1 protein-coding gene is annotated in these 730 nt (G+C 63.3%); it reads left to right on the plus strand.

What is annotated here, in order from left to right; translation table 11 throughout:
• Window positions 1-25 precede the first annotated feature (25 nt).
• On the plus strand, window positions 26-730 hold a 705-nt coding region (locus NBY69_RS37055; RefSeq protein WP_284350452.1), incomplete at its 3' end, for a KR domain-containing protein.

Genomic DNA, 730 nt, shown 5'->3' on the forward strand with positions numbered 1-730 from the left:
TGGTGGGTTTTCGGGGACGGTGTTGGTGACGGGTGGGACGGGTGTGTTGGGTGGTCGGGTGGCGCGTTGGGTGGTGGGTCGGGGTGCTGGTCGTGTGGTGTTGGTGAGTCGTGGTGGGTTGGGTGCTGTGGGTGCGGTGGGGTTGCGGGATGAGTTGGTGGGGTTGGGGGCTGTGGTGGATGTGGTGGCGTGTGATGTGGGTGTGTTGGGTGAGGTGGAGGGTTTGTTTGAGCGGTTTGATGTGTCGGCTGTGGTGCATGTGGCGGGTGTTTTGGATGATGGTGTGGTGGGTGGTTTGTCTGGTGGTGGGTTGGGTGGTGTGTGGGGTGGTAAGGCGGGTGGTGCGTGGAATTTGCATCGGGTGGTGGAGGGTCGGTCGTTGGATGCGTTTGTGTTGTTTTCGTCTGCGGCTGGTGTGTGGGGTGGTGTGGGTCAGGGTGGTTATGCGGCGGCGAATGCGGCGTTGGATGCGTTGGTGGAGTGGCGTTGTTCTCGGGGGTTGGTGGGTGCGTCGGTGGCGTGGGGTCCGTGGGCTGAGGGGGGTATGGCTGGTGGTGGTGTGTTGGAGCGTGCGGGTCGTGGTGGTGTGGTGGCGTTGGATCCTGGGGTGGCGTTGGGTGTGTTGGAGTCGGTGTCGGGTTGTGTGACGGTGGTGGATGTTGACTGGGGTCGGTTTGTTCCGGTGATGACGGCGGTGCGGGAGAACCGGTTCTGGGACGAGGTCGCACCA

It is taken from the genome of Streptomyces sp. A 4/2 (assembly GCF_940670765.1).
In the GTDB taxonomy this organism is placed as follows: domain Bacteria; phylum Actinomycetota; class Actinomycetes; order Streptomycetales; family Streptomycetaceae; genus Streptomyces.